This window comes from Lentzea guizhouensis (assembly GCF_001701025.1).
GTDB classification, from domain to species: Bacteria; Actinomycetota; Actinomycetes; order Mycobacteriales; family Pseudonocardiaceae; genus Lentzea; species Lentzea guizhouensis.
Genome location: NZ_CP016793.1, coordinates 7,679,025 through 7,705,359, shown reverse-complemented (window position 1 = coordinate 7,705,359; position 26,335 = coordinate 7,679,025). Strand labels below are relative to the sequence as shown.

The 26,335-nt window shown below is 72.0% G+C and carries 27 protein-coding genes and 4 pseudogenes; 20 read left to right on the top strand and 11 right to left on the bottom strand.

From position 1 onward, the window contains the following. Positions 1-108: 108 nt before the first annotated feature. On the bottom strand, positions 109-1,314 hold the full coding sequence (locus BBK82_RS37045) for a GGDEF domain-containing protein (RefSeq protein ID WP_237047773.1): 1,206 nt from the start codon (positions 1,312-1,314) through the stop codon (positions 109-111). A gap of 210 nt (positions 1,315-1,524) precedes the next feature. On the opposite strand from BBK82_RS37045, the gene BBK82_RS51000 reads away from it, so the two are divergent. Further along, on the top strand, positions 1,525-1,674 hold the full coding sequence (locus tag BBK82_RS51000) for a hypothetical protein (protein WP_154697726.1): 150 nt from the start codon (positions 1,525-1,527) through the stop codon (positions 1,672-1,674). A gap of 78 nt (positions 1,675-1,752) precedes the next feature. On the opposite strand, the gene BBK82_RS37040 is transcribed toward BBK82_RS51000, so the two are convergent. The 3 genes and pseudogenes from BBK82_RS37040 to BBK82_RS55025 form a co-directional block, all read right to left on the bottom strand. Next, positions 1,753-3,030, bottom strand: a complete 1,278-nt coding sequence (locus BBK82_RS37040) for an MFS transporter (RefSeq protein ID WP_237047772.1) — start codon at positions 3,028-3,030, stop codon at positions 1,753-1,755. A gap of 242 nt (positions 3,031-3,272) precedes the next feature. Then, the gene (locus tag BBK82_RS55030; protein WP_237047771.1) at positions 3,273-3,971 is read right to left on the bottom strand and encodes a carboxylesterase family protein; all 699 of its coding nucleotides are present in this window, start codon (positions 3,969-3,971) and stop codon (positions 3,273-3,275) included. Positions 3,972-4,131: 160 nt separating this feature from the next. Further along, positions 4,132-4,653 (bottom strand): annotated as a pseudogene (locus tag BBK82_RS55025) (carboxylesterase family protein); the annotation flags it as partial. Between BBK82_RS55025 and BBK82_RS55020 the strand changes: the two are divergent. From BBK82_RS55020 to BBK82_RS37005, 5 genes are all read left to right on the top strand, one after another. Next, on the top strand, positions 4,622-4,840 hold the full coding sequence (locus BBK82_RS55020) for a hypothetical protein (protein WP_065919103.1): 219 nt from the start codon (positions 4,622-4,624) through the stop codon (positions 4,838-4,840). The pseudogene BBK82_RS55025 and the gene BBK82_RS55020 sit on opposite strands and share 32 nt — an antisense overlap. A 112-nt stretch (positions 4,841-4,952) precedes the next feature. Beyond that, positions 4,953-5,609, top strand: coding sequence for an HAD family hydrolase (locus BBK82_RS37020; protein WP_237047770.1), 657 nt, complete (start codon positions 4,953-4,955; stop codon positions 5,607-5,609). Then, positions 5,606-6,658, top strand: a complete 1,053-nt coding sequence (locus BBK82_RS37015; RefSeq protein ID WP_418287466.1) for a phosphotransferase family protein — start codon at positions 5,606-5,608, stop codon at positions 6,656-6,658. The genes BBK82_RS37020 and BBK82_RS37015 overlap by 4 nt, the downstream gene beginning before the upstream one ends. A 1-nt stretch (position 6,659) precedes the next feature. Beyond that, positions 6,660-7,886, top strand: a complete 1,227-nt coding sequence (locus tag BBK82_RS37010) for an acyl-CoA dehydrogenase family protein (RefSeq protein WP_065919102.1) — start codon at positions 6,660-6,662, stop codon at positions 7,884-7,886. Positions 7,887-7,889: 3 nt separating this feature from the next. Beyond that, positions 7,890-8,420, top strand: a complete 531-nt coding sequence (locus tag BBK82_RS37005) for a GNAT family N-acetyltransferase (RefSeq protein ID WP_065919101.1) — start codon at positions 7,890-7,892, stop codon at positions 8,418-8,420. A 38-nt stretch (positions 8,421-8,458) separates the two neighbouring features. On the opposite strand, the gene BBK82_RS37000 is transcribed toward BBK82_RS37005, so the two are convergent. The 3 genes from BBK82_RS37000 to BBK82_RS36990 form a co-directional block, all read right to left on the bottom strand. Beyond that, entirely contained in the window at positions 8,459-8,818 is a 360-nt protein-coding gene (locus BBK82_RS37000) for a VOC family protein (protein ID WP_065919100.1), read from the bottom strand. Between the two features lie 135 nt (positions 8,819-8,953). Next, positions 8,954-9,667, bottom strand: coding sequence for a poly-gamma-glutamate hydrolase family protein (locus tag BBK82_RS36995; RefSeq protein ID WP_237047769.1), 714 nt, complete (start codon positions 9,665-9,667; stop codon positions 8,954-8,956). Positions 9,668-9,741: 74 nt separating this feature from the next. After that, complete coding sequence (locus tag BBK82_RS36990) at positions 9,742-10,173, bottom strand: Hsp20/alpha crystallin family protein (protein WP_065919099.1); 432 nt, start codon at positions 10,171-10,173, stop codon at positions 9,742-9,744. 105 nt (positions 10,174-10,278) lie between these two features. Between BBK82_RS36990 and BBK82_RS53210 the strand changes: the two genes are divergently transcribed. Continuing rightward, positions 10,279-10,842, top strand: coding sequence for a hypothetical protein (locus BBK82_RS53210; protein WP_218920461.1), 564 nt, complete (start codon positions 10,279-10,281; stop codon positions 10,840-10,842). 259 nt (positions 10,843-11,101) lie between these two features. On the opposite strand, the gene BBK82_RS36980 is transcribed toward BBK82_RS53210, so the two are convergent. After that, positions 11,102-11,950, bottom strand: coding sequence for a S66 peptidase family protein (locus BBK82_RS36980; protein WP_065919098.1), 849 nt, complete (start codon positions 11,948-11,950; stop codon positions 11,102-11,104). A gap of 91 nt (positions 11,951-12,041) precedes the next feature. Beyond that, positions 12,042-13,934 (bottom strand): prolyl oligopeptidase family serine peptidase, encoded by a 1,893-nt coding sequence (locus tag BBK82_RS36975; RefSeq protein WP_065919097.1) that lies wholly within the window; start codon positions 13,932-13,934, stop codon positions 12,042-12,044. Positions 13,935-14,012: 78 nt separating this feature from the next. Between BBK82_RS36975 and BBK82_RS36970 the strand changes: the two genes are divergently transcribed. The 6 genes and pseudogenes from BBK82_RS36970 (at position 14,013) to BBK82_RS36950 (ending at position 18,027) form a co-directional block, all read left to right on the top strand. Further along, positions 14,013-14,579 (top strand): DUF3090 domain-containing protein, encoded by a 567-nt coding sequence (locus BBK82_RS36970; protein ID WP_065919096.1) that lies wholly within the window; start codon positions 14,013-14,015, stop codon positions 14,577-14,579. A 1-nt stretch (position 14,580) separates the two neighbouring features. Continuing rightward, positions 14,581-15,369, top strand: a complete 789-nt coding sequence (locus tag BBK82_RS36965) for an SCO1664 family protein (RefSeq protein ID WP_065919095.1) — start codon at positions 14,581-14,583, stop codon at positions 15,367-15,369. A gap of 69 nt (positions 15,370-15,438) precedes the next feature. Further along, positions 15,439-16,032: pseudogene (locus BBK82_RS53205) on the top strand (LD-carboxypeptidase); the annotation flags it as partial. After that, on the top strand, positions 16,033-16,416 hold the full coding sequence (locus BBK82_RS53200; protein ID WP_218920750.1) for a S66 peptidase family protein: 384 nt from the start codon (positions 16,033-16,035) through the stop codon (positions 16,414-16,416). 93 nt (positions 16,417-16,509) lie between these two features. Then, positions 16,510-17,211, top strand: a complete 702-nt coding sequence (locus BBK82_RS36955) for an aminoglycoside phosphotransferase family protein (RefSeq protein WP_065919094.1) — start codon at positions 16,510-16,512, stop codon at positions 17,209-17,211. A 9-nt stretch (positions 17,212-17,220) separates the two neighbouring features. After that, positions 17,221-18,027: a DUF3097 domain-containing protein gene (locus BBK82_RS36950; protein WP_065919093.1), complete on the top strand. Its 807-nt coding sequence runs from the start codon at positions 17,221-17,223 to the stop codon at positions 18,025-18,027. Here BBK82_RS36950 and BBK82_RS36945 read toward each other — a convergent pair. Then, positions 18,008-18,589, bottom strand: coding sequence for a dihydrofolate reductase family protein (locus BBK82_RS36945; protein WP_065921652.1), 582 nt, complete (start codon positions 18,587-18,589; stop codon positions 18,008-18,010). The genes BBK82_RS36950 and BBK82_RS36945 overlap by 20 nt on opposite strands. A 160-nt stretch (positions 18,590-18,749) precedes the next feature. Here BBK82_RS36945 and BBK82_RS36940 point away from each other — a divergent pair, with 160 nt between their 5' ends. The 6 genes and pseudogenes from BBK82_RS36940 (at position 18,750) to BBK82_RS36915 (ending at position 24,334) form a co-directional block, all read left to right on the top strand. Then, positions 18,750-19,175, top strand: coding sequence for an NfeD family protein (locus BBK82_RS36940; RefSeq protein WP_065919092.1), 426 nt, complete (start codon positions 18,750-18,752; stop codon positions 19,173-19,175). A gap of 64 nt (positions 19,176-19,239) precedes the next feature. Then, a pseudogene (locus BBK82_RS36935) lies at positions 19,240-20,425 on the top strand (SPFH domain-containing protein). Between the two features lie 120 nt (positions 20,426-20,545). After that, complete coding sequence (locus BBK82_RS36930) at positions 20,546-20,968, top strand: YciI family protein (protein WP_065919091.1); 423 nt, start codon at positions 20,546-20,548, stop codon at positions 20,966-20,968. A gap of 43 nt (positions 20,969-21,011) precedes the next feature. After that, positions 21,012-22,289: an RNA polymerase sigma factor gene (locus BBK82_RS36925; protein ID WP_065919090.1), complete on the top strand. Its 1,278-nt coding sequence runs from the start codon at positions 21,012-21,014 to the stop codon at positions 22,287-22,289. Positions 22,290-22,344: 55 nt separating this feature from the next. Continuing rightward, the gene (locus BBK82_RS36920; RefSeq protein WP_065919089.1) at positions 22,345-23,127 is read left to right on the top strand and encodes a hypothetical protein; all 783 of its coding nucleotides are present in this window, start codon (positions 22,345-22,347) and stop codon (positions 23,125-23,127) included. A gap of 121 nt (positions 23,128-23,248) precedes the next feature. After that, on the top strand, positions 23,249-24,334 hold the full coding sequence (locus BBK82_RS36915) for a hypothetical protein (protein WP_065919088.1): 1,086 nt from the start codon (positions 23,249-23,251) through the stop codon (positions 24,332-24,334). Between the two features lie 36 nt (positions 24,335-24,370). On the opposite strand, the pseudogene BBK82_RS36910 reads toward BBK82_RS36915, so the two are convergent. Beyond that, a pseudogene (locus BBK82_RS36910) lies at positions 24,371-25,773 on the bottom strand (amidase family protein). 41 nt (positions 25,774-25,814) lie between these two features. Between BBK82_RS36910 and BBK82_RS36905 the strand changes: the two are divergent. Beyond that, positions 25,815-26,324 (top strand): C40 family peptidase, encoded by a 510-nt coding sequence (locus BBK82_RS36905; protein ID WP_154697725.1) that lies wholly within the window; start codon positions 25,815-25,817, stop codon positions 26,322-26,324. Positions 26,325-26,335 lie beyond the last annotated feature (11 nt).

Genomic DNA, 26,335 nt, shown 5'->3' with positions numbered 1-26,335 from the left:
GCCCGCTGGGTCTCCGACCGCTCCCGCGCCCCGGCGCCGGTCATCTCACCGCTCATCACGCCACTGCTCACCTGGGCCTGGGGCTTCCCGGCCCGTTGAGCCTGCGTGTCAGAACGCCGGTGCGGTCGCCACCCGGTCCCGCCCGGCGTTCTTCGCCTGGTACAGGGCCTCGTCCGCGGCCAGCAGCAGCGGGCTGAGCTCGGTCCCGGTGTCGGGGAACACCGCCGCCCCCACCGACGCGGTCAGGCCGGTGATCACGCGGGCCTCGCCGCCGCGGTCGATGACGGCGACCTCGAGGCGGGCGATGTCGAAGCGGATGCGTTCGGCGGTGGCGCGGACCTCGTCGGTGCCGACGCCGGGCAGCAGGACCGCGAACTCCTCGCCGCCGAAGCGGCCGACGAGGTCGTAGGAGCGGACGGAGTGTTTGACGGTGTCGGCGATGGCGCGCAGCACGCGGTCGCCGGCGAGGTGGCCGTAGGTGTCGTTGATGACCTTGAAGTGGTCGAGGTCGATGAGCAGGACGCCGACGGTGGAGGTCAGGCGGCGGGCGCGGGCGAGCTCGCGGTCGGCGACGTCGTGCCAGAAGGTGGCGTCGACCAGGCCGGTCTTGGAGTCGGTGCGGGCGGCGACGCGGAACTGCGGCAGCAGCAGGCCCATGTGCAGGGCGAGCACGGTGAGCAGCAGGATCGGGGTGAGCCAGGGGCGGGCGGTGGCGATGATCGCGACGCCGGAGCCCAGGCCGACCGAGGCGGCGACGATGAGGACGTCGGAGGCGTGACCGAGCGCGGTCTTCACGGGGTTGGCCGGGTTGGTCATCATGATGGCGCCCACGACCAGGGCGTAGTTGACGAACCAGTACAGGAACCCGGCCACCGTGAGGGCGACCAGCCCACGTGGACCGTCCAGATCAGACGGATCTGAGGCCGAGAACATGTGCAGCACCCATTGCGCTGCGGCACATCCAAGTATGACAGTGGCGGCGGAGAACAGCTTCCGGTACAGGACCGCCCGGCGTTTGTAGACCCGCAGCCACGCGTGCAGGTAGATGGTCACGACCAGCAGGACGACCAGTGGCATCGGGAGTACGAGCACGCCCGCGAACTGCCACACCGACTGCATCTGCGCGTGCGGGGCACCCTCCACGGAGATCTCGCGGATGCGTTCGATGCCTCGTGCCGCTTCCAGGTGGACCAGGGCGGCTACGACCAGTGCCGCGAACCACGTCCAGGAGCGCGCCTCGACAGGGGTAAGCCGTGCGGTTGCGAGCGTGACGAGTGCCGCCGCCACGGCAATCGTCACGACGTAGGTCAGCACGACAGGAGGAAGGGACCATAGCTTCCACCGGCGCGGGTCGAGCCAAGGCACGCTGCCACCCCCACCGAAAACCATCAGGAACCAACCACTGTAGCCACCGGGTCACGTGAAGTCGTGGCTCCATGTGGGGGACCTCACCCTGAGTAGTCCTCGCGTTCTCGCGCACCATTCACCCCTCGCACAACCCCGCATTCCCACAAGGAGACGGTCATGATGAACACCGCGCTGTCCACCGACTGGACCTTCGCCGCGTCGACGGACTGGACCTTCCGCCCGTCCACCGACTGGACGTTCACGTCGACGGACTGGACGTTCGCCTCCACGGACTGGACGTTCGCCTCGACCGACTGGACCGCCTGACCACTTGTGGGACTCGCGTGTGGAGGGTGCCACCGGCCGATGAGGACGGCCGGCACCCCCCGCCCGCGCCCACTGTTCTCACGGCGTGGTGTGGGCAGGCGCCGCCACCGCCTGCCGCCACAACCACCACGCCCCGCCCGCCGCGAGCACCCCGGACACCCCTGCGGCGGCGATGACCTGGTGCGCGGCCCACCGCTCCGCCAGCAGACCCGCCAGGCCCACGCCGACGCCCTGCGAGACCCGCAGCGCGGTGACGGCCAGGCCGAACGCCTGCCCGCGGGAGGCGTCGGGCACCTCGCGCACGAACGTCGTGTTCGCCAGCAGCTGGTAGGAGCTCGCCACCCGGACAACGCGATCAGCACCAACGACCACCCCAGCCCCGGCTGCAACGCCATGGGCAGCAGCACCGCGCACGACGCCACCGCCAGCCACGGCATCGCGGCGAGCTGCCGTGCCTGCGGCACCCGCGCCACCACCGCCATCCCGGCCACCGTGCCCGCCGCGTGCGCACCGAAGATCAACCCACCGCCGCCGGCCCCGCCCCAGCTGCGCGGCGTAGGGCGCGGCCAGCCCCTCGGCGACGATGTAGAACCCCGACACGCACGCCAACGCCACCAGCGCCCGCAACCGGTGTTCCCGCCACACCAGCCGCGCCCCGCCCACCAGGTCCGAGGGCCAGGCCCGCACGTGCGGCCGCGCCGGAACCGGCCTGCGCAGCACGAACGCGCTGACCATCAAGGCGGAGACCACGAACGTGACCGCGTCGGCCACCAGCACCGGTCCGGGCCCCCACCACCCGACCAGCGCCCCGCCCGCGACGAACCCCAGCACCTGCGCGGCCTGCGTCACCGTGCTCAACGCCGCCATCCCCAGCGGATACCGCTCGTCGGGCAGCACGTGCGGCAGCAACGCCGCCCGCGCCGCCCCGTGCGGCGCCCCCGCCAGCTGCACCAGCACCAGCACCGCCGCCAGCACCCACAACGGCAACCCCGGCAGCGCCATCACCAGCAACAACAGCGCCCGCACCACATCGGCGGCCACCATCACGTCCCGCCGCGCGAACCGGTCAGCGAGCCCGGACAGCAGCGGACCGCCCACCAGGTCCGGCAGGAACGTCAACGCGTACGTCAGCGCTGTCAGCCCGGCGCTCGCGGTCCGGTCGTAGACGTGCACCGCCAGCGCCACCCGCGCGAACTGGTCCCCGGCCACCGACACCGCGTGCGCCACGAACAGGGCACGGAACTCCCCGTCACGGACAAGATCGAGATAGCCGGGCATGACCCACAGGATGACCGACCGGGCACCCCACCGGGTGATCACGACCGAAATCCGCCGCACGGTTGCCCCACCCGCCACGACCCCACCGTCCGAACGCGACCCCCGCCGCCCCAGGCACATGCAAATTGCACGCCGTCAGCGACCCCGGCCACCCGCGCTACGCACCGTCACCACCCGCCCGACGCGCCCGAACCCCAACGCCGACCCCACACCGGCCTGACCCGCCACGCCCGACAGCGCCGGAGCCGAGACGCCTGACGAGTCGGGGCCGGAACGCTCTCGCGCCCCGGCCCCGACTCATCGATCAGCCCCTCAGCCCCTCACACCGTCGCCCAGAACCCGCACTGGTGGTCGCGTGCGAAGTCCGTCGGCCCGATCGCGTCCGGGGCCAGCGACTGCACGTCGGCCCGCCACCCCGGATCCCCGGTCCGCGCGAACCTGCCCCACGCCGCCACCATGTAGTCCGACACCTTCCGCTGCGCCGGGGTCAGCGTCACACCGGGGAAGTCGAACAGCATCAGCAGCTCGGAGGCGTGGTAGGCCTTGTACCCGCCGGGGAACGGCGGCAGGTCCGGGAACAGCACCGGCACCGTCGCGTCCGCGAACTCGTAGCCCGACACCCGCTGGTGGCGCCCCAGCTCCCGGCGCGTGTCGTGCACCGTGCACGCCCACGACTGGTCGGTCATGATCCGCGCCAGCTCGTCGCGCACGTCGCCGTTGCCGTCGGCCGGGTAGCGGGCCAGCACCGCGTCCACGTCCTGCGGCTCGTACAGGCCCTGCAGCGTCTGCCGGTAGGCCTGCGTCGGGATCGGCTGCGGGAAGATCAACGCCGCGAACAGCGTCGCCTCGTCGTGCGTGGAACCGACCAGGGTCGGCACGTGGTGCATCCGCCCGGTCCGCTGCGCCACCACCGGGTCGACCGGCAGCACCGCGGTGCCGTAGGCGGGCGTGCCGAACGCGGCGTGCGCCGGCAGCAGCGCCGAGGCCGGCAACGCCGCAGGCACGCCACGTCCGCGCACCCAGCGCTCCGGCCGTCTGCGCGCCGGTCTGCTCGACCACCGACCGGTCACGCCACAGCGTCTCGAACACACCCGGCTGCCCGCCCGGTGTCGTCAGCCCGCACGGCCCCGACTGGATGATCGCCTTGGCGAACAACCCCGCCGCCCGCGGCGACGCCAGCTGCGCGCACACGCTCAAGCCCCCGGCGGACTCACCGAACACCGTCACGCTGCGCGCGTCCCCGCCGAACGCGGCCGCGTTGCGCTGCACCCACCGCAGCGCCGCCTGCTGGTCGGCCAGCCCGAACGCACCCGACCCGGCCACCCCGGGGTAGCCGAAGAACCCGAAGATCCCCAGCCGGTAGTTCACCGTCACCACCACGGCGTCGTTGCGCGTCGCCAGGCGCCGCGCGTCGTAGTCCGACGCCGCACCCGCGGTGAACCCGCCGCCGTGGACCCACACCATCACCGGCCGCGGCGTGCTCTGCCGCCCGGCCGGCGTGGTGACGTTGAGGTACAGGCAGTCCTCGGTCTCCGAACCCGGCTGACCCAGCTGCTCGAGCTGCGCGCACCTCGGGCTCGGCACCGTCGCGTCCCGCACCCCCTGCCACGGCGCCGCCGGCTGCGGGTCACGCCACCGGTTCGCACCCACCGGCGCAGCCGCGAACGGGATGGAGCCGAACGTCCGGTACCCGGCCGCCACCGTCCCCTCGACCAGCCCCTTGTCCGTGCGCACCACCGCACCGCCACCACCGGCGGGCTCGGCCACCGCCGGACCCACCGCCACCGGACTCACCACGACGGCCGACGCGACCGCGACCGCGAGCAGCACCGACCCGAACGACGAATCTCGTCTCATCCCCAACCCCCTCGTCCCGCACCGAACGTAGCGAGGGCGGCGGCGGACCGGAACCGCTGAAAGTCATCGGGTCGCATCATCCGAAAGTCGACAGCGCGCCCACCCGGTTGCCGACATACCGACCGGTCGGTACCCTCCGGTTCGTGGGTGACACGACACTTCCCGGCAGCCCGTCGGTCGACGCGCTCGTCTTCGACTGGGGCGGGGTCATGACCGTCTCCGTGCCCGAGTTCGTCGGCCAGTGGATGCACGCCGAGGCCATCGACCGCGACGTCTACGGCCGCATCATGCGCGACTGGCTCGGCCGCGAGGCGAAACCGGGCAACCCCGTCCACCGCCTGGAGACCGGCGAGCTGACCGTGGCCGAGTTCGAACGGCTGCTGGCCGCCGAGCTCATCACCACCGGCGGCGACCCGGTCGTGGACAAGGGGCTGCTGCGGCGCATGTTCGGCGGCGCCGCCCCCGACCCGGCGATGGCCGAGCTCGTCCGCAAGGCCCGCGCCGCCGGCCTGCACACCGCGCTGCTGTCCAACAGCTGGGGCGAGGGCTACCCCGCCGACCTGCTCGTCGAGCTGTTCGACACCATCGTCATCAGCGGACGCATCGGCCTGCGCAAACCCGACGAGCGCATCTACCGCCACACCCTGGAGCAGATCGGCGTCCCCGCCGGGCGTGCCGTGTTCTTCGACGACGCGCCCGTCAACGTCGACGCCGCCCACGCCGTCGGCATGCACGCCTTCCGCCACACCGGCGCCGACGCCACCCGCGCCCACCTCGCCACCCTCGGAGTGACCCTGTGAACGACCCCGTGACCGACCCGGCCAACGACCCCGTGACCGACCCGGTGACCGCTCTTCCCGGCCTGGACCTGCGGGCACTGGCCACCCACCTCGGCACGGGCCCGCTCACCGGCGAGCTGTTCCGCGGCGGCCGCTCCAACCTCACCTACCGTGTCAGCGACGGCACCCGCACCTGGGTGCTGCGCCGCCCGCCGCTGGGCCACGTGCTGGCCACCGCCCACGACATGGCCCGCGAGTTCCGCGTCATCTCCGCACTGGCCGGCACCGCCGTTCCCGTGCCGGGCACGCACCGGCTCGTCGAGGACCCGTCGGTCATCGGCGCGCCCTTCTACCTGATGGACGAGATGCCCGGCGCCGCCCTGCGCGAACGCTCCCAGTGCCCGTGGCTCACCCCCGACGACGCCCGCGTGCTCTCGCAGCGCCTCGTCGACGTCCTCGCCGACCTGCACTCCGTCGACCCCGCCTCGGTGGGCCTCGCGGACTTCGGCCGCCCCGACGGGTTCCTCACCCGCCAGGTCACCCGCTGGGGCAAGCAGCTCGACGCCTCCCGCAGCCGCGACCTGCCCGGCATCGACGAGCTGCGCGACAAGCTCGCCGCCACCGTCCCCACCTCCACCAGGGCGACGATCATCCACGGCGACTACCGCCTCGACAACGCACTCGTCACCCAGGACCCGCCGCGGATCAGCGCCGTCCTGGACTGGGAGATGGCCACCCTCGGCGACCCGCTCGCCGACCTCGGCCTGCTCTACGTCTACTGGGCCGGCCTGGGCTCGGACAACGACCCCATCACCGGCGGCGTCACCTCACTGCCCGGCTTCCTCACCGCCGACGAGCTCGTCGCCCGCTACACCGCCCGCACCGGCACCGACACCTCCGGCCTGGGCTGGTACATCGCCTTCGGCTACTTCAAGCTCGCCGTCATCGTCGAAGGCATCCACTTCCGCTTCGCCAGCGGCCAGACCGTCGGCGCCGGCTTCGACAAGCTCGGCGCCTTCACCGTCCCCCTCGTCCGCCAAGGACTCGCCGCCGCCCACAAGGAGCTCTGACATGGACTTCGCCTACGACGCCAAGACCGAGGAACTGCGCACCAAGCTCCTCGCGTTCATGGACGACCACGTCTACCCCGCCGAAGCCGTCCTCGACCAGCAGCTGCACGACGCCGCCGACCCGTGGCAGCGCCAGCCCGTCCTCGAGGAGCTCAAGGCCGAGGCCCGCCGCCAGGGCCTGTGGAACCTCTTCCTCCCGCCCACCAATGATTCTGGCCACGACCACGGCGGCGGCCTGACGAACCTGCAGTACGCGCCCCTGGCCGAGATCACCGGCCGCAGCCCCCACCTCGCCCCCGAAGCCCTCAACTGCGCCGCCCCGGACACCGGCAACATGGAAGTGCTCGCCATGTTCGGCACCGACGAGCAGAAGAAGCAGTGGCTGCAGCCCCTGCTCGACGGCGAGATCCGCTCCGCGTTCTGCATGACCGAACCCGACGTGGCCTCCTCCGACGCCACCAACATCGCCACCCGCATCGACCGCGACGGCGACGACTACGTCATCAACGGCCGCAAGTGGTGGTCCTCGGGCGCCATGAACCCCAACTGCGCCATCTTCATCGTCATGGGCAAGACCGACCCCGACGCCGACCGCCACCGCCAGCAGGCCATGATCCTCGTCCCGCGCGACACCCCCGGCGTCACCGTCGAGCGCGAGATGCGCGTGTTCGGCTACGGCGACCACGCCCACGGCGGCCACGCCGAAATCGTCTTCGACGACGTCCGCGTCCCCGCCACCAACCTCATCGCCGGCGAGGGAGAGGGCTTCGCCATCGCCCAGGCCCGCCTCGGCCCCGGCCGCATCCACCACTGCATGCGCCTGATCGGCATGGCCGAACGCGCCCTCGAGCTCATGTGCCGCCGTGCGGTGTCCCGCGTCGCCTTCGGCAAGCCCATCGCCACCCAGGGCGTCGTGCAGGAGTGGATCGCCGAAGCCCGCGTCCGCATCGAACAGGCCCGCCTGCTCGTGCTCAAGACCGCCTGGCTCATGGACACCGTCGGCAACAAGGGCGCCCACACCGAGATCCAGGCCATCAAGATCGGCGTCCCCCTGATGACCGAATGGGTCCTCGACAAGGCCATCCAGGCCCACGGCGCCGGCGGCGTCAGCCAGGACACCCCGCTCGCCGAGCTCTGGGCCGCCGCCCGCACCCTGCGCCTGGCCGACGGCCCCGACGAGGTCCACCGCATGTCGCTGGCCAAGCGGGAGCTCAAGAAGTACCTGTAGCACATGACCTCGGCCCTGACCGTGGTGCGCGGCGGCCCCGCCGACGTGCCGGCGATCCTGCGCCTGCTCGACGCCGCCCAGGACTGGCTCGCCACCCTGGGCCGCACCGGGCAGTGGGGCACCGGCCACTTCTCGGGCAGCCCCGCCGCGGTCGGCAGGTTCACCCGCCTCGCCACCGCGGGCACCGTCTGGCTCGCCGTCGACGGAGCCCGCGGTGCCCGCGGCGACGGGGGAGAGGCTGCCGCAGCGGGAGAGCCACTCGGGGTCGTCATCATCGCCACCGAACCCGAGCACTACGTCGCCCTGCTGGTCACCTCACGCGCCCACCTCGGCGCAGGCGTCGGCACCACCCTGCTCACCCACGCACGCGCGCAGGCCCGTGCCGCCGGCGTCGGCCTGATGCGCGTGGACTGCTACGACGGCGACGACCACCGCCTCGTCGCCTACTACGAAAAGCAGGGCTTCACCCCGATCGGCACGTTCACCGCCAGGAACGGCACCTGGCCCGGCCGCCTGCTCGCCCTGCGCCCCTGACCACTGAAATGCACAGCCCGCTCAAATGCACGGCCCGCTCAGGTGAACAGGCAGAACGGGTGCCCGTCCGGATCGAGCAGCACCCGCACGTCGGCCTGCGGCTGGACCCGCGCGAGCACAGCCCCGCACGCCACCGCGTGCTCGGTCGCCGCCGCCAGGTCGTCGACCTCGATGTCGAGGTGCTGCGTCGCGTTCTGAGCGCCCGGCTCACTCGGCCACACCGGTGCGGTGAACTCCCGCTCCAGCTCGAAGTTGACCGTCAGCCCATCCCTGGTCCGGACCTGCGCCCACTCCGGCTCCGCCGCCGAGACCGGCGCGTCCAGCAGCCGCGCGTAGAACTCCGCCAGCTCCCGCGGCCGGGCGCACCCGACCGTCACCGACGTCAACCGCAGCCCCATCCGGGTTCCTCCCACAGCGCCGGCCAGCGCCAACCAGTGCCGGCCAGCGTCGACCACGACGACACGTCCACCGCTGCGATACCCGCCGTCACAGGCGCCGACACCACACCGTCCCGGCCCAGCTCGCGGCCGGGCTCAGTTGGTCGGCGCCTCGCGGGCCGCCAGCGCCGCCCGGCAGGCGTGCACGAAGTCCCAGAACACCTCGGTCGTCGTGTGCCGCCGGTCCGACCGGGAGTTCTCGGCGAACATGGCGTTGCGCAGGGGAGTGGTGAGCTCCAGCTGCCCGCCCTGCCGGGTCTTGGTGCGGTTGGCGATGTTCGCCCGGTCGCCGCCACCCAGGACCGGGTGGTCCGCGGCGTCGACCGTGTGGAAACCCGCCCGGCGCAGCCGCGTCAGCAACTCCAGCCGCAACAACGCGTCCCGCCCGCCGACCAGCACCGCCCGGTCGTGGTCCTCCAGCCCCGCCGCCGCGGCCGTGCAGCCGTGCAGGCCCAGCGCGTGCGCCGCACCCGACACCATCGCGCGCGCCACCCGGTCGTCGCAGTGCGACGACGTCACGTGCAGCTCGTCGTTGGACGCGGTGCGCAGGCCCTCGAACATCCAGTAGTCGTGGGTCTGCCCGATCGGCACCCGCGTCGACGGGCTGTAGCCGGCGATCGCCAGACACAGTTCGGACGTCCCGACCTCGATGCCGCCACCGTGCGGGGCGAGGACGACCGACCGCGTGCGGGGCCGGTGCCGCTTGAAGCGACGCCGGTAGTCCACCCGTTCCACCAGTCGGGGATCGGCGTAGAGGTCGGAGTTGGACGCGTAGACGTCCACCGCCGTCGACTGGTGCTGGGGTCTCATGGCGGGCGGAAGCCTACCTGGCATCACCCGGTCGGCCGCCGCCCGCCGTGCGCATCGTCACGTGTCGTGACAGGTCAGGCGTCGATCTGCTTCGGGGACTGCTCGGCCGAGGAGATCGAGATCTTGCGGGGCTTCGCACGTTCCGCGATCGGAATCCGCAGCGTCAGCACACCCGCCTCGAACTGCGCGTCGATCCGGTCGGTGTCGAGGGTGTCGCCGAGGAACAACTGCCGCGAGAACACACCCAGCGGCCGCTCCGACACCTGCATCTCGACGTCCTTGCCCAACGGCCGCCGCTCCGCCTTGACCGTGAGCACGTTGCGCTCCACGTCGAGCTCGATCGCGTCGGCCGCCACCCCCGGCAGGTCGAAGCACACGACGAACTCGTCACCGTCGCGGTAGGCGTCCATCGGCATCGCCGTGGGCCGCGACCACGTGCCCTGCCCGCCGAGCACCTGCTGGGTGAGCCGGTCGAGCTCGCGGAACGGGTCAGTGCGCATCAACATCTGACACCTCCTGATCATCCCTCGCTGGCCTGTCAATGCGCTGCCCCACCGTTGTAGCATGTCGTCAAAACGATGACAAGACTCCGACGTCATCGGGAGGACGACATGAACGACTACGAGACGGTCCGCGCCACCGCCGCCGCCCCCGGCACCGCCAACGAGGTCCTGGCCGCTCTGATGCTGCTGCGCGAACTGCGCGACGAGCTCTCCGGCTGGGAACCACAGCTCATCGAAGCCGCCCGCGCCCTCGGCACCAGCTGGGCCGACCTCGCACCCGCCCTGGGCGTCGCCAGCAGGCAGGCAGCCGAACGCCGCTACCTGCGCGTACGCCGCACCGGCGAAGGCGGCACCGGCGACGAACGAGTCCAAGCCGAACGCGACCGCCGCGCCGGCGACAAGGCCGTCACCGCCTGGGCCCGCGAGAACGCCGGCGTGCTCCGCGTGCTCGCCGCCCAGGTCGGCCCCACGACACCGGCGTGCAGGACGCACTGGGCCACACCGACGCCGCCGCGCTGCTCGAACCGCTCGCCAGGCCGGGCCGGGCTTGCGCGAGGGCCATCCGGGGCTCGCCGAGCAGATCACGGCGATCGGCCAGCAGACCGACCAGCTGCGCCTCGACGCCCAGAACCGGCGCACCGGCCCATGACCCGCCGCCCGGCCGGGACGTGACCGCACGGCGGCGTCGGTGATGGGCGGGCCCCCGACCGGGCCGCATGATCGCTTCGGCGCCGCGCGAGCCCGTGACCCGCACACCGCGCCACCGACGACCGGAAACCTGACCGGACGGCAGCGCCGGTGGCGGGGCACACGCCTCGGCCTCGTCGCGTGACCGCCCACCGTGACGTGAGCGGCCGATCTTGTCGGTGCCGCTGAGTACCGTGGGACGCGGGGGAGCCCGAACCAGGGGGTACCCCTGCGTCAGCACGCCTCAGACCAGCGTCAACGTCCCCGCCGACGCGTCCAGCACCGCCCGCGCCCCCAGCGGCAGCGTCCACTGCCCCGCGCAGTGCCCGAACCCAAACTCACCCAGCACCGGCACCCCCAGCCCACCCAGCCGGTCCGCCAGCACCGCGGAGACGTCACCGCAGTCCGTCCACGACCCCAGCACGATCCCCGCCACCGGCTCGAACCACCCCGCCCGCAGCAGCTGCGTCAGGATCCGGTCCAACCGGTAGGCCTCCTCGCCGACGTCCTCCAGCAACGCGATCGCCCCGGACGCGGGAACCGACCACCGCGGCCCGCCCACCGACGCCGCCAGCAACGCCGCGTTCCCGCCCACCAGCACCCCGCGCGCGGTACCCGGCACCACCGGTGTTCCGGCCGACCACGACGACACGCCCTCGAACAGGAACGACCGCAGCCGCGACTGCGCGAGAGAGTCGCTCACGAAGTCCCGTGTGCCCGGCATCGGCCCGAACACCGTCGTCTGCCCGACGGCGTTCAGCTCCGCGTGCAGCACCGTCACGTCCGACGAACCCACGAACACCCTCGGCGGCAGCGACTTCCACGGCACGAGGTCGGTCATCCGCAGACACCCGTATCCGCCGCGCACGCAGAACACGGCCGCCACGTCCGAGCACCACGCGTCCACGAACTCACGCGCCCGGTCGGCGTCCGACCCGGCCAGGTACGGCAACGACCACGGTTCCACCACAGGTGTGGTGACCCGCAGTCCCCACGACTCCAGCACCGCCGCACCCGCGGCCACCACCGGGGCGAGCGCCGGGCCGGCCGGTGACACCAGCGCGACCCGGTCCCCGCGCGACAGCAAACTCACGACAGCGAACTCGTGAACGGGGAACTCGTGAACGGGGAACTCGTGAACGGGGAACTCATGAGCAGCGGGCTCATGCCAGGAACCGGCGAGCTCACGAACGCAGCTCCAGCACCGGCACACCCGGCGGCGTGAACCCGAACACCTGCCCGTAGAACGACAGCTCCGCCTCCAGCGCCACCTTGATCGACTCCGCCTTGCGGAACCCGTGCTGCTCGCCCTCGAACGTGATGTACGCGTGCCGGATCCCCGACCCCGCCAGGTCCGCGGCGAACCGGTCGGCCTGCTCCGGCGGGCAGATCTCGTCCTCCAGGCCCTGCAGCAACAGCACCGGGCCCGACACCGACCGCGCCTTGTTCGACGGCGACCTGTCCCGGTACCGGTCGACGGCCTCGGGCAGCCGCCCGACCAGGCCCTCCACGTAGCGGGACTCGAAGTCGTGGGTCTCCCCGCCCTCCGAGGTCCACCCCGCCAGATCCAGGATCGGGAACGCCACCATCCCGCACTGGTACACGTTCGTCGAGGTCAGCGACGCCGCCGACGTCCAGCCACCCGCCGAGCCACCGCGGATGCCCAGCCGCTGCGGGTCCGCCGTGCCGTCCTTCGCGAGCTCCTGGGCCACGAACGCGCAGTCCTCCACGTCCACGACACCCCACTGCTCGCGCAGCCGCTCCCGGAACGCCCGCCCGTACCCGGTCGAGCCGCCGTAGTTGACCGCCACCACCCCGATGCCGCGGCTGGTCAGGTACGCGATGTCGGAGTCGAGCTTGGGCAGCGCCCGCCCGGTCGGCCCGCCGTGCACGTGCACCACGTACGGCGGCAGCTCACCCTCGGGTGCGACGAAGTCCGGGTTCGACGGCGCGTACACGTACGCGGGGATCTCGCCGAACATCCGCTCCACCGGCACCGGCAGGTACGCGGCCTCCGCCGGCTCCTCACCCCCGGTGAGGTAGGTCAGCTCCCCGTTGGACAGGTCCAGCCGCACCACGTCGAACTCCCGGGTCGGCCCTGCCGCCCCGTCGACCACCACGCCGTCGCGCACCGACAGGTCCGCCGCCCACAACGGCAGGTCGGTCTCCACGTCGGTCACCGTCGCGCTGCGCTCGTCGAGCACCGCCAACCGGCCCGAGCGCACCACCAGGTACCGGCCCGGCGACAGGGGTGCGAACCAGCGGTTGCCCAGCCGCCACATCGGGCCGCCGAGCTCCTCCGCGCACTCCGCGAGGTTCGTGCGCGACCCGTCGAGCTGCACGCGGAAGAGGTTCCACCAGCCGTGCGGGTCGGTCAGCGCCAGCAGGGCGTCGCCCTCCCACTCGAACTGGCACACCGCCTCCGTCGTCGACCCGGTCAGCACCCGGAACCCGTCGACGCCGATGTCCGCCACGCACAGCTCGCTGCCGTCCCACGGCATCTGCGGGTGGTCCCAGCCGATCCACGCGAACTTCGTGCCGTCGGGGCTGATCTTCGGGCCGGTCATGAAGTGGTGCGACGACCCCAGCACCCGCACTTCACCCGAAGGTGTGATTGCCACCAGGTCGCGGCGCACGTCGGTGCGGGCGTCACCGGTGATCGTCTCCCGCACGCACCACACCTCGCCGTCCGGTCCCGCGGACAGGTCGGCGTAGCGGCTGCCGTGGTGGCGCTCCGGTTCCGGCGTCAACGCCGCCGGCGGCACCTGCGGCGTGTCCGGGTTGAACACGTACACGCGCTGGTCGTCCCAGTTCGTGAACGCCACCCGGTCGTCCGCGAGCACCACGAACGGCCTGCCGCCGTACTCGTGCACCCGGTTGCGGGCGTTCCACGGCGCGGGCAGCACCTCCACCCCGTCGCGCACCAGAGCGACCCGGCCGCCCTCCGCCGGCCGGCTCTCCGCCCACCACACCTGCTCACCGTGCAGGTCGGCCCACTGGAACCCACCACCCGGCTTCGAGGTGTCGCCGGCGCTGATCGGCGAGGTCCACGTCCCGTACGAAGCGATCTTCACCACAACCCGACCCTATACGCGGAGTGTTTGGTGGGGGAGGACCTGCCGACGATCTCCGCGTGGCCTAGGGTCTTAAGTGCCATGGCTCGCGTCATTCACGTATTCCGCGCACCCGACCGGTTCATCGCAGGAACCGTCGGGCAGCCCGGCGACCGCACCTTCTACCTGCAGGCTTCCGAGCAGAGCAGGTTGATCAGCGTCGCGCTCGAGAAGCAGCAGGTCCAGGTCCTCGCCGAACGCATCGGCTCGCTCCTGGAGGAGGTGCATCGCCGCTTCGGCACCGACGTGCCCGACGACGCGCCCCCCGACGACGTCGACACCCAGCCCCTCGACGTGCCCGTCGAGGAGGAGTTCCGCGTCGGCACCATGGGACTCGGCTGGGACGCCGAGTCCAAGGCCGTCGTGGTCGAACTGCTCGCGATCTCCGAGGAGGAGGTCGACGAGGCGGTCGTGCTCGACGACACCGAGGAAGGCCCCGACGCCGTGCGGGTCTTCCTGTCGCCCGCCGCCGCCCGCGCCTTCGCCGAACGAGCCGACCGCGTCGTCAACGCCGGCCGCAAACCCTGCCCCCTGTGCGCCGAACCGCTCGACCCGGACGGCCACATCTGCCCGCGGCAAAACGGCTACCGCCGCACCGAAGAAGACTGAGATGGACGTCGGCGCGGCCATCGAGTTGCTGACTCACGGCCGCATCGAGGTCGAGGGCAGGCTCGTCGACGCCTCCAACGCGACCCTGTTCTGCAAGATCTCACTCGACGGCGTCGACGCCCAGTGCGTCTACAAACCCGTGCGCGGCGAACGCCCCCTGTGGGACTTCCCCGACGGCACCCTTGCGGGCCGTGAGGTCGCGACCTACCTGATCTCCGCCGCCTCCGGCCTCGACGTCGTACCTCCCACGGTGCTGCGGCCGGGCCCGTTCGGCAGCGGCATGGTCCAGCTGTGGGTCGACACCCGCGAGGAGGACGAGCTCGTCGACATCGTCGGCGTCGACGACGTCAAACCCGGCTGGATCCCCGTCTTCCACGCCCACGACCGCTTCGGCGACCCCGCCGTCCTCGTGCACGCCGACCACCCCCGCATCCAGCTCATGTCCGCCTTCGACGTCGTCGTCAACAACGCCGACCGCAAAGGCGGCCACGTCCTGCACGCCCTCGACGGCTCCGTCCACGGCGTCGACCACGGCATCTGCCTGCACGTCGAACCCAAGCTCCGCACCGTGCTGTGGGGCTGGGCCCGCGAACCGCTGCCCGACCCGGTGGTGGAGGCGATGCGCCGGCTCAGATCGTCCCTCGACGGCGACCTGGGAGAGCAGCTGCACGACCACCTCACCCGCGCCGAGGTCCGCGCGGTGTCCGAACGCACCGACAAGCTCCTGGCCGACGGCGTGTACCCGGAACCGTCGGGCGACTGGCCCGCAATTCCGTGGCCCGCGTTCTGACCACTCGGTAGCGTCCGCGTTCGTGATCCACCCGCCAAGCCCGTACCCGGTGACCGCGTCGCGGTCGTCTCACCGTCCTCGGGGCTGTCCGGTCTCTTCCCGCTGCCCTACGAGCTCGGCCTGCGGCGGTTGCGCGAGCTGGGCCTGGAGCCCGTGGAGTACCCGGCCACCCGCAAGATGGGCTCCACCCCGACCGAACGTGCCGCCGACCTGCACGCCGCGTTCGCCGACCCGGACATCAAGGCCGTGATCGCGAGCATCGGCGGCGACGACCAGATCGAGGTCCTGCCCCACCTCGACGCCGACCTGATCACCGCCCACCCCAAGCCGTTCCTCGGGTTCAGCGACAACACCAACCTGCTCGTCTGGCTCGCCAACCGCGGCATGGTCGGCTACCACGGCGGCACCGTCATGACCGAGTTCGGCCGCCCCGGCGCCATGCACCCGGCCACCCGCGACTCCCTGCGCGCCGCCCTGTTCACCCGCGGCGAGTACGTCCTGCCCGACTCCACCGCCTATGGCGACGTCAGCAAGCCCTGGGACGACCCCGCCACCTTCGACGCCGAACCCGACCTGCGGCCCGCCGCCGGCCGGCAGTGGCACCACCCCGAGCGGGTCGTGCAGGGCCAGGCGTGGGGCGGCTGCCTGGAGGTCCTGTCCTGACTGCTCCTGGCCGACCGCGAGATCGAGCCACCCGAGCACTACGAGGGCAAGGTCCTGTTCTTCGAGACCTCCGAGGAGATGCCACCCGCCTCCGAGGTGTTCTACGTGCTGCGCGCGATGGGCGAACGCGGCCTGCTCGCCCGCTTCGCCGCCGTCCTCGTCGGCCGGGCGCGGGCGTGGTCCTTCGCCCGGCCCGACACCGACCGCGCCACCTACACCCGCGCGCAGCGCGAAGCGGTGATCAGGGCGTTCGACAAGTACGCGCCCGACACGCCGATCGTGTTCGACGTCGACCTCGGCCACACCGACCCGCAGCTCGTCATCCCCGTCGGCGGCCAGGTCAGGGTGGACAGCCCGAACCGCGGCATCACCATCACCTACTGACACCACCGATCCCGCACCCCGGAAACCGGGGTGAATGCGGCCTCCGGGGCGAATCGGGCCGCGCCCGCCACCCGAGTCGCTAGTCTGGAGCGGGTGATCGACGATCCCGCCAGAGCCCGCCTGGTCCGACGTTTCGGCGAGCCCGTCACCGCCTGGATCGACGCCCTGCCCGACCTGGTCGCCACCCTCACCGCCCGCTGGGGCCTCACCGTCGTCGAGGCCGTGCCCGGCGGCACCGGCGTCGCCGTGCGCTGCACCACCGCGGTGCTCAAGCTGACCCCCGACCACGACGTCGCCGCCCACGAGGCCAAGGCCCTCACCGCGTGGGCGGACATCCCGGCCGCGGTCGACCTGCTCGACACCGACCTCGCCCGCGGCGCCCTGCTGCTCGAGCTCCTGCACCCCGGCACCCCGGCCACCGACCCCGCGCGTGTCGTGCCCGCACTGCACCGAGCCGATCTGAAGGGTTTTCCGCCGCTGCGCGCCCGCGTCGACTTCCTGTTCGAGACCGTGCTCACCGGCCGCACCGGCACCTACTACGCCACCGAACACGCCAAAGCCCGCAAACTCGCCGACGACAACACCCCCACCGTGCTGCTGCACGGCGACATGCACCCCGGCAACGTCCTGCAAAGCGCCCGCGGACCGGTGGCCATCGACCCGCGCGCGTGCGTCGGCGACCCGGCGGTGGACTGGCTGGACTTCGTGCACGGCGGCTACGACCTGCACGGCGCCGATGTCGACCTCGACCGCGTCCACGAGTGGCTCGCCGCCTTCAAACCGTTCTACAGCTAGTGTTCGGGCGTGCGTTCCCACGACTACGGCCGCGACGTCCTGTCCACCCCGAAGCGCAAGAAGGTCCCCGAGGTCGCGGCCGAACCCGGCCTCGTCGTCGAGGACCCCGCCAGCGGTTTCTGCGGCGCCGTCGTGAAGTTCGAACACGGCAACGTCGTGCTGGAGGACCGCCACGGCCGCCACCGGCTCTTCCCGCTCACCCCCGCCGGGTTCCTCGTCGACGGACAACCCGTCACCCTGGTCAAACCCGCGCCCCAGCCGCAGAAACCCCGCGTCAGCGCCTCCGGCAGCGTCCGGGTCGAGGGGCTGCGCGCGCAGACCGCCAAGGCCAGCCGCATCTGGGTCGAGGGCAAGCACGACGCCGAGCTCGTCGAACGCGTCTGGGGCCACGACCTGCGGGTGGAGGGCATCGTCGTGGAACCCCTCGACGGCGTCGACGACCTGCCCGCGCGCATCGCCGAGTTCGGCACCGCACCCCACCGCCGCCTCGGGGTGCTCGTCGACCACCTCGTCGCCGGCTCCAAGGAACAGCGCACCGTCGAGCAGGTCCGCGACGACAACGTCCTCGTCACCGGCCACCCCTACGTCGACATCTGGCAGGCCGTCAAACCCGCCGCCGTGAAGATCAGGGCCTGGCCGGTGGTGCCGAGGCACATCCCGTGGAAGGAAGGCGTCTGCGCCCAGCTCGGCTGGGGCGAGACCTGGGAGGGCTGGCAGCGCGTGCTCGGCGCGGTCGGCAGCTACCGCGACATCGAGTCCGACCTGCTCGGCGCCGTCGAACGGCTCATCGACTTCGTCACCGTCCCCCGGCAGTGATCCGCGAGCAGTGGGCGACGATCACGCCCTTCGACGTGGTGACGCTGCCGGTGAGCTCGAACCGGGTCAGCGGCGCCGGTCCCTCGAACAACCGCGTGCCGCTGCCCAGCGTCACCGGGTGCACGACCAGCGAGTAGTGGTCGACCAGGCCCGCGGTGTGCAGGGCCCGCACCAGCGCCGCGCTGCCGATCACCGCCAGGTCCTCGTCCAGGGCGGCCACCTCGTCGACCGTGCGCAGCAGCACCGAGTTCGCCCACCCCTGCGCGTCGGCCAGGGTCCGGGACACCACGTACTTGCGTGCGGCGTTGAGGTGCGCGGTGAACGGGTTGCCGTCCGTCGCCGACGCCCACGCGCCGTGGAAGTCCTGCCAGGTCCGCCGCCCGAACAGCACGGCGCCGGTGCCGGCCATGCCCTTGCCCATCTCGGCGGCCAGCACCTCGTCGTCGTAGCCGGCGCCCCAGCCGCCGTGGGCGAAACCGCCGCGGGTGTCCTCGTCGGGCCGGCCCAGGCCCTGCACCACACCGTCGAGGGTGGTGAACATCGTGGCGGAGATCGAACGCATCAGGTGCACCTCTTCGTGTCCAGCGAGAACCGGCGTCACCTCCTGTACGAGCGCACCGGCGTGGTTTCGACACCGCCGGGTGATCGGTTTTGTCACGGTCGGGGGCGCAGCACGGTGAAGTTCGGCCGGTCGGGCGCCCCGTTGGTGTATGTATGGGCGCATGGCCGCGCTGATCTGGCTGATCGTCGGGATACTCCTCGTCATCGCCGAGGTTCTCTCCGGTGACTTCGTGCTGGTCATGCTCGGCGCCGCCGCGCTGGCCGCGGCGGGGGTGACCGCGCTGGGGGCAGGTGACCTGGTGAGCGTCCTCGTGTTCGCCGCGACCTCGGTCGGTCTGATCGTGGGCGCCCGGCCGCTGCTCAAGAAGCGGCTGCAGCTGGGGTCCAGCGTGAAGATGCACCACGAGGCGCTGCTGGGCAGCAGGGCCGTCGCAGTGTCCGAAGTGGACGAACACGGCGGGCAGGTCAAGATCGGCGGCGACACCTGGAGCGCGCGCACCCTCGACGGGTCCGTGATCGCGGCAGGCGACGCCGTCACCGTTGTCGAGATCTCGGGAGCGACGGCCGTGGTGATCGCCGCAGTGTGACCACTGCGGGCCGATCGCGCGCGGCAGGCCGCGCCCCAGAAGGATGTGAACCGAGTTGGACCCGATCACCGGCGTGGTCGCGGCCGTCATCGCCCTGTTCGTGCTGATCATCGCCGTGAAGTCGGTGCTGGTCATCCCGCAGGCGCAGGCCGCAGTCATCGAACGCCTGGGCCGCTACCGCAACACCGCCGCGCCCGGTCTGAACATCATCGTGCCGTTCATCGACAAGGTGCGGGCCCGCATCGACCTGCGCGAGCAGGTCGTGTCGTTCCCGCCGCAGCCGGTGATCACCCAGGACAACCTGACGGTCTCGATCGACACGGTCGTGTACTTCCAGGTCACCGAACCGCGCAGCGCCGTCTACGAGATCTCCAACTACATCGTCGGCGTCGAGCAGCTCACCATCACCACGCTGCGCAACCTCGTCGGCGGCATGAGCCTGGAGGAGACGCTGACCTCCCGCGACCACATCAACGGCCAGCTGCGCGGCGTGCTCGACGAGGCCACCGGCCGCTGGGGCCTGCGCGTGGCCCGCGTGGAGCTCAAGTCGATCGACCCGCCGCCCTCCATCCAGGACTCGATGGAGAAGCAGATGCGCGCCGACCGCGAGAAGCGCGCCATGATCCTCAACGCCGAGGGCCAGCGCGAGTCGTCGATCAAGACCGCGGAGGGCCAGAAGCAGTCGCAGATCCTCGCCGCCGAGGGCGCCAAGCAGGCCGCGATCCTCACCGCCGAGGCCGAGCGGCAGTCCGCGATCCTGCGCGCGCAGGGTGAACGCGCCGCCCGCTACCTGCAGGCGCAGGGCCAGGCCAAGGCGATCGAGAAGGTCTTCGCCGCCATCAAGGACGGCCGCCCCACCCCGGAGGTGCTGGCCTACCAGTACCTGCAGACGTTGCCGCAGATGGCGCAGGGCGACGCGAACAAGGTCTGGATGATCCCGTCCGACTACGGCAAGGCCCTCGAGGGCTTCGCCCGCATGCTCGGCGCGCCCGGTGAGGACGGCGTGTTCCGCTACGAGCCGCCCGCCGACACCGGCGAGCGCCCGAAGCCGGAAGTGGACGACCCCGCGGTCGCCGACTGGTTCGACACCGCGCCGGACCCGAAGGTCGCCGAAGCCGTCGCCCGCCCGCGAGGCCGTGCTGGAGAACGAGCAGCCCGCTCCCTGCACCAGCCCGACGAGCAGGCCTGACGCTCCACCCGGCGCGGCCCGCCCTTCCGTTGCGAAGGGGCGGGCCGCGCCGTCGTTGTGACCTGCGGGAACAAGAAATCCCAGAAAATTCCGGGTCACGTGTCGATCGAACGGACCGCCCGTTCGACCTTGGCGTGAAAGGGTCCACAACGGACCCACCGAGCCCCCTGGGGAGATCATCATGAAGTTCATGCTCATCTGGCGCGTCGAGTCCGACGAGGCGTGGAACAACCTGGGCGAGATCGACTTCGACCAGATGCTGGAGACCGTCGGCCGCTTCAACCAGGAGCTCATCGACGCCGGCGTGCTGATCGCCGCCGAAGGCCTCGCGCCCGCCGAGGAAGGCGTCGTCGTCGACTTCTCCAGCGAACCGCCGGTCGTCACCGACGGCCCCTACGGCGAGACCAAGGAGCTGTTCAACGGCTTCTACCTGATCAGGGTCGACTCCATCGAGGAGGCCGTCGAGTGGGCCAAGCGCACCCCGATGACCGCCGCCGGGTTCAAGACCGAGATCCGGCGCGTGCCCGAGATCCACGAGTTCCCGCAGGACAACGAGTGGATCAAGAAGGAACGGGCCTGGCGCGAGTCCACCGGCCAGCTCTGACCGGCCGGCCCTGGCCGGCTGGGCCTGCTCTACCTTGGGCACCATGAGCGACCCCACGGGACGCAAGGCAGTGGCGGCGGTGTGGCGCATCGACTCCGCGAGGATCATCGGTGCGCTCACCCGCTACACCGGCGACTTCGCCCTGGCCGAGGACCTCGCTCAGGAGGCACTGGCCGAGGCGCTGGTGACCTGGCCGCGCGAGGGCGTGCCGAACAACCCGGCCGGCTGGCTGCTCACGGTGGGAAGGCGCCGCGCGATCGACACGTTCCGCCGCCGCAGCACCCGCGACGAGAAGTACGCCGCTCTCGCCCACCACCTCAGCGAGGGCGGCGCCCTCACCGGCGCCACCGACCCCGCCCCCGCACCCGACGACGTGCTGTGGGACCCCGACCAGATCGACGACGACACCCTCGCCCTGGTCTTCACCTCCTGCCACCCGGTCCTGTCCCGCGAAGCCGCCGTCGCCATGACCCTGCGCGTCATCGGCGGCCTGACCAGCGACGAGATCGCCCGCGCCTTCCTGGTCCCCACCGCCACCGTGCAGGCCCGCATCACCCGCGCGAAGAAAACCCTCGGCGCCGCGAACGTCCCCTTCGAGGTCCCCCCGGCCGAGGAACGCCCCCGACGCCTCGCCCAGGTCCTCAGCGTCATCTACCTGATCTTCACCGAGGGCTCCTCGGCCAGCTCCGGCGACGAGGTCATGCGCCTGGACCTCGCCGGCGAAGCCCAGCGCCTGGCCCGCATCCTGTCCCGCCTGATGCCCGCCGAACCCGAAGCCCACAGCCTGCTCGCCCTGCTGGAGCTCACCGCCGCCCGCTTCCCGGCCCGCCGCGGCCCCGACGGCGAAACAGTGCTGCTGGAAGACCAGGACCGCCGCCGCTGGGACCGCTCCGCCATCGCCCGCGGTCGCGCGGCTCTCGCGAAGGCCACCGACGCCGGCCGCGGCTACGGGTACTACGGGCTGCAGGCGGCGATCGCCGAGTGCCACGCGCTGGCGCCGTCGGTGCAGGAGACGGACTGGAACCGGATCGTGCTGCTGTACGAGGCTCTGGGCCGGCTCGCGCCGTCGCCGGTCGTGGACCTGAACCGGGCGGTGGCGGTGTCGATGGCGCGAGGGCCGGAGGCGGCGTTGCCGATCGTCGAGGAGCTGGCCGGGACCGATGCGTTCGCTCACTCGCACCAGCTGCCGGGGGTGCGGGGGGAGTTGCTGCGGCGGTTGGGGCGGGTGGAGGAGGCCCGCAGCGCGTTGCAGGAGGCGGTCCGGTTGTGCGGCAACGAACGCGAGCGGGCGGTGCTGACCCGCAAGCTCGCCGCCCTCTGACGAACCCGTCCGCGCTCGACTGACACGGTGCCGGGCGGTGTCGTAGGTTGCGCCCGTGCACCAGGTCCGATTCATCCTCAACGGACGCCACTACGAGTTGTCCCGTGCACAGGTGGAAGCCCGCCTGTCCGGCGTCGAACCCGAACCGGTCCGGGAGCACGCCGTCCTCGTCGACGGCACCTGGTTCCCGGTGAAGCAAGCGTTCGAGGCCGCACTCGGTGTGCCGCGATCGGAGTTCATCTCGCACGCCGCGCGCCGCCACCTCAAAGCCCTCGGGTTCGACCTGCGCGGGGACGTCACCTCCCGCGACGCCGCCATGGGGACCGCGGCCGGACCTGTGACGGCCCCGGCGCGCGACGAGCCATCGGCTGTTCGGGCCGGGGCTGTTCGGGCCGGGGCTGTCCGGGCGGAGGAGGAATGGCATACCGAGGCCAACGTCCAGGCAGCGGTGGTGACCGCGTTGACAGCGGCCGGGTGGAAGATCCGCTCGGTGGCCGACACCGCGACGAAGGAACGCGGTGTCGACGTCGTCGCCGAACGCGGAGGCATCACGGCCGGCATCGAGGTCAAAGGCTTCCCGAGCCGCACGTACGCCGACCCGTCCCGCGCCGGTGAGACCAAGCCGACCTCCCCCAGCACCCAGGCCGGCCACTGGTTCGCCCACGCCGCCTTCGCGGCCATGCGCATGCGGAACAGGCAGCCCTCCTGGCGCACCGTCATCGCCCTGCCGGACTTCCCCCGCTACCGCAACCTCCACACCGAAGTCGCGGACTCGCTCACAGCCGCCCACATCGAAGTCTGGTGGGTCGACCCGAACGGCACCGTCAGCCTGCCGTGACCCCACCTCCACCGACACGCGGGGACCCCGCGTGCCCTTCCCGGCACACGCGGTGAACAGCAGGGTTCCGTTAGGGCGACATCGGTAGCACTCGACAGAGTGACCCGTGTTTGATGTTGTGATGACCTCGCTGCCCGCCGCCGTGGCTTCCGCACTCGCCGAGGCCGACAGCGAGAGCACCACCCAGGACGACTGGCCGCGGCGCTGGCAGGCCCTGACCTCGGTCTCGGTCGAGCTGCAGGCGCTGCTGGTCACCGACCCCGGCCCGGAGCTGGTCGCGTTGATCGAGGGCATCGTCACCCAGCTGGCCGACGGCGTCGCCGCCACCGGGAGGCACCGGGTGGAGCTGGCCGAGCTCACCCACCGCGTGCTCGACACCCACGCCCGCGCCTGCGCCGCCACGACGCCGGACCCGGTCCGGCTCGCCGACTGGTTGCTCGACCTGCAGCTGCACCACCCCGACGCGCCTGAGGTCAGTCTCGCCCTCTACGCCCGTGCGCTCGACGACGACGGGCTCGCGCACTACCGCGAGCGGGCCGTGTCGTTGTTCGAGCCGCTGCCGGTGATCGGGTTCGGGGAGACCGGGCGGTACGACCGGGCGCGGTGGGCGTTGTTGCGGGTGATGGAGGAGCTGGCCGAGTACACCGAGGACGTGGACCTGCAGTTGCTCGTGCTGACCAAGGACCTGTCGTCGGGGTGGCACTACCTGCAGGTCGCGACGGTGTTGCGGGATGCGGGGCGCGCTGACGAGGCGCTGGAGTGGATCGACCGGGGGTTGCGGGCGACCGGTGGGCGGGGGGCGGCGTTGCGGCTGATCGACCTCGCCGTGGAGGAGCACCTGCGCAGGGGAGCGCCGCACCGGGCGGTCGCGGTGTGCCGGGAGGCGTTCCTGACGCGGCCCAACCTCGACCTGTACCTCAAGGCCCGCGCGCTGGTGGTGCACACCGACGAGTGGCCGCCGTTGCGTGCCGAGCTCGTGGACCACCTCGTGCGCGACGGCGGCCGGTTGGCGATCGAGGTGTACCGGCGCATCGTCGAGGTGGAGCTGGCGCGCAGGGGTGTGGCCGAGCAGGAGCTGGTCGTGGAGTGGCTGGAACAACTACGCGGTCTGCAGCCTGACGCGTTCGCCGACTACCTGGAGCACATCAAGTCGCGGCACGTGGCGGACCGGCAGCTGCTCGACGAGTTGTCCAAGCGCGGACTCTGACCATTCCTTCTTCGGATAGTCCGTGTTCGTACTATCCTAGTTCGCATGATCGAGGCCGGTGGGGATCCGGTCCGCCCACGGCCGGGCTCGCTCCAGCTGGGCGGACACCGACAGCAGCGTGGACTCGTCGTGCTGGCGGCCGACGAGCTGGACCGCGAGCGGCAGACCGGTGGAGGTGCGGCCGGCGGGCACGGACGCGGCCGGGTTGCCGACGATGTTCCACAACGGCAGGAACGTCGTGTACCGCGCGGCCGCCAGCAGCGCCGCCACGACGTTGGTGCCGTCCCACTCGCCGACGCGGATCGGCGGGCGGGTCAGCGCCGGGGTCAGCAGCACGTCGACCTGGCCGAAGACGCGGTTCGCGTACGCGGTGAGCCGGGCGTCGTCCTTGCGCGCCCACCGCGTCAGGGAACGCGGCAGGCGCCGGCCGAGATCGGCGGCCGCGCGCGTGCGGGGCTCCAGCAGGTGCGGGAACTCCATGTCCTGCCGCGCCAGGTGCGCGTTGTGCAGGTAGCGCACGGCGAACTGGGCGGACGCGGAGACGTCGCGCATCGGCGGGTCGAGCCGCACGACGTCGTGACCGAGGTCGGTCAGCAGCACCGCGGTGTCCTGCACGGCGTCGCGGACCTCGTCGGCGATCGGGATCCCCGGGCCCCACGGCCGCAGCGACACCCCGATCCGCAGCCGGCCGGGATCGGTCGTGGCGGCCTGCACGAACGTGGTGCGCGGCGGGTGGGCGACGTGCGCGTCACCGGGTTCGGCGCCGTGCAGCTGGTCGGCGAGCAACGCCCAGTCCAGCACCGTGCGGGTGATCGGCCCCGCCACGACCAGCCCGCCCCACACCTGGGGTTCGGGTGCCAGGGAGATGCGGCCGCGCTGGGGCTTGAGCCCGAACAGGCCCGTGACCGCCGGGGATGCGGATCGACCCGGCGCCGTCCGTGCCGATCGCCGCCGCGAGCCCCGCCGCGACCGCGCGGCCGAACCGCCGCTGGACCCGCCGGGGAGTGCGTGAGCGACCACGGGTTGCGCGTCGCACCCGCCCAGCCGCTCTCGGTGTGGGGCCACAGACCCAGCTCCGGCATGCGGGTCCGGCCGATGACCACCGCACCCGCGGCACGCAGCCGTGTCACGACCGCGGAGTCGGCCGGCTGCGGGGTGCGGGCGGCGTTCGTGCCCTTCGTCGTGGGCAGCCCGGCGATCGCGATGTCCTCCTTGACCGCGATCGGCACCCCGCGCAACGGCAGATCGCCATCAGCGGCGTCCGCGGCGTCGGCCTGCGCGAGTGCCTGCTCGGCGAACACCAGCCGGAAGGCGCCCAGCCGCGGGTCGATCCGCTCGATGCGCCGCAGGTACCGCTCGACCAGCTCCCGCGAGGTCACCTCACCCGACCTGATCGCCCGCGCCTGCGCGGCGACACCGGCGAACACCAGCTCCGTCATGGCCCGACATTAACGTGATCCACCGAACAGGAGTAACCAGCATGAGAGTCCTCGCGATGGCCGCGGCAGTCCTCGTCGCGGTGAGCACGACCCTGGTCTCGGCACTGCCGGCGCAGGCGGTGCAGATCTCCCGCCAGGACCTGATCGCCCGCGCGAAGACATGGCTGACGGCGAACAACGGCGGCCCCGTCCCCTACAGCCAGGAACTGTTCTGGGGCACCGAGAAGTACCGGCAGGACTGCTCCGGCTACGTGTCGATGGCCGCGAGGATCGGCGCACCCGGCGAACGCACCGTCGAGCTGCACGACTACTTCTCGACCAAGCTCAACTCGATGAACGACCTGCGGTGGGGCGACATCGTCGTCGACCCGGTCGGCACCCGCACCACCCGCCACGTCGTCATCTTCGACAAGTGGGCCGACCCCTACAAGACCGCCTACTGGGCCTACGAGCAGCGCAACACCTACGGCACCAGCCACCGCGTGCTCAAGTACGGCCTGACGCCCGGCGACGGCTACGTCCCGCGCAAGCTCAACAACGTCATCGGCTGACACACGCGGCG

Excerpts from the sequence above, each read along its gene's own strand:
- BBK82_RS51000 (WP_154697726.1), top strand. The coding sequence starts at position 1,525 with ATGATGAACACCGCGCTGTCCACCGACTGGACCTTCGCCGCGTCGACG.
- BBK82_RS55020 (WP_065919103.1), top strand. The coding sequence starts at position 4,622 with ATGGAGCCGAACGTCCGGTACCCGGCCGCCACCGTCCCCTCGACCAGC.
- BBK82_RS37010 (WP_065919102.1), top strand. The coding sequence starts at position 6,660 with ATGGACTTCGCCTACGACGCCAAGACCGAGGAACTGCGCACCAAGCTC.
- BBK82_RS37005 (WP_065919101.1), top strand. The coding sequence starts at position 7,890 with ATGACCTCGGCCCTGACCGTGGTGCGCGGCGGCCCCGCCGACGTGCCG.
- BBK82_RS37000 (WP_065919100.1), bottom strand. The coding sequence starts at position 8,818 with ATGGGGCTGCGGTTGACGTCGGTGACGGTCGGGTGCGCCCGGCCGCGG.
- BBK82_RS36995 (WP_237047769.1), bottom strand. The coding sequence starts at position 9,667 with ATGAGACCCCAGCACCAGTCGACGGCGGTGGACGTCTACGCGTCCAAC.
- BBK82_RS36990 (WP_065919099.1), bottom strand. The coding sequence starts at position 10,173 with ATGTTGATGCGCACTGACCCGTTCCGCGAGCTCGACCGGCTCACCCAG.
- BBK82_RS53210 (WP_218920461.1), top strand. The coding sequence starts at position 10,279 with ATGAACGACTACGAGACGGTCCGCGCCACCGCCGCCGCCCCCGGCACC.
- BBK82_RS36970 (WP_065919096.1), top strand. The coding sequence starts at position 14,013 with ATGGCTCGCGTCATTCACGTATTCCGCGCACCCGACCGGTTCATCGCA.
- BBK82_RS36965 (WP_065919095.1), top strand. The coding sequence starts at position 14,581 with ATGGACGTCGGCGCGGCCATCGAGTTGCTGACTCACGGCCGCATCGAG.
- BBK82_RS36945 (WP_065921652.1), bottom strand. The coding sequence starts at position 18,589 with ATGCGTTCGATCTCCGCCACGATGTTCACCACCCTCGACGGTGTGGTG.
- BBK82_RS36940 (WP_065919092.1), top strand. The coding sequence starts at position 18,750 with ATGGCCGCGCTGATCTGGCTGATCGTCGGGATACTCCTCGTCATCGCC.
- BBK82_RS36930 (WP_065919091.1), top strand. The coding sequence starts at position 20,546 with ATGAAGTTCATGCTCATCTGGCGCGTCGAGTCCGACGAGGCGTGGAAC.
- BBK82_RS36925 (WP_065919090.1), top strand. The coding sequence starts at position 21,012 with ATGAGCGACCCCACGGGACGCAAGGCAGTGGCGGCGGTGTGGCGCATC.
- BBK82_RS36915 (WP_065919088.1), top strand. The coding sequence starts at position 23,249 with ATGACCTCGCTGCCCGCCGCCGTGGCTTCCGCACTCGCCGAGGCCGAC.
- BBK82_RS36905 (WP_154697725.1), top strand. The coding sequence starts at position 25,815 with ATGAGAGTCCTCGCGATGGCCGCGGCAGTCCTCGTCGCGGTGAGCACG.